Below are 378 nucleotides of genomic sequence, written 5' to 3' on the forward strand. Positions count from 1 at the left end.
TTCCTCTCCTTCCCCCCCTCTCTTCCCCTCCCCTTCTCCTTTCCCTCCCTCTTCCTCTCTCTTTCCCTTCCCTCTCCCCTCTTTTTTCTTTCCCCTTCTCTCTTTCTCTCCCCCTTCTTCCCCCCCTCCCTCTTTCCTCTTCTTTTTTTCTCCTCTTTTTCCCCCTCTTCCCTTCTCCTTCTCTCCTTCCTCTCCCCCCCTTCCTCTCCCCTCTTTCCCCCCCCCTTTCCCTCTCCTCCCCTCTCCCTCTCTTCTCCTCTTCTCTTTTTCTTTTTTTTCCTTCCTTTTTCCTCTCTCTCTTTCCCTTCTTTCTCTCCTCTTCTTTTCTTCCCCCCTCTCTTCCCCCCTCCCCCTCTCCTTCCTTTCCTCTTTCTCTTC

1 protein-coding gene is annotated in these 378 nt (G+C 53.2%); it reads right to left on the reverse strand.

Annotation, left to right across the window (positions count from 1 at the left end):
• Window positions 1-378: hypothetical protein (locus KH400_RS30040; RefSeq protein ID WP_217228347.1), on the reverse strand; the 378-nt coding region annotated here is incomplete at both ends.

Source organism: Desertibacillus haloalkaliphilus (assembly GCF_019039105.1).
Classification (GTDB): domain Bacteria; phylum Bacillota; class Bacilli; order Bacillales; family KJ1-10-99; genus Desertibacillus; species Desertibacillus haloalkaliphilus.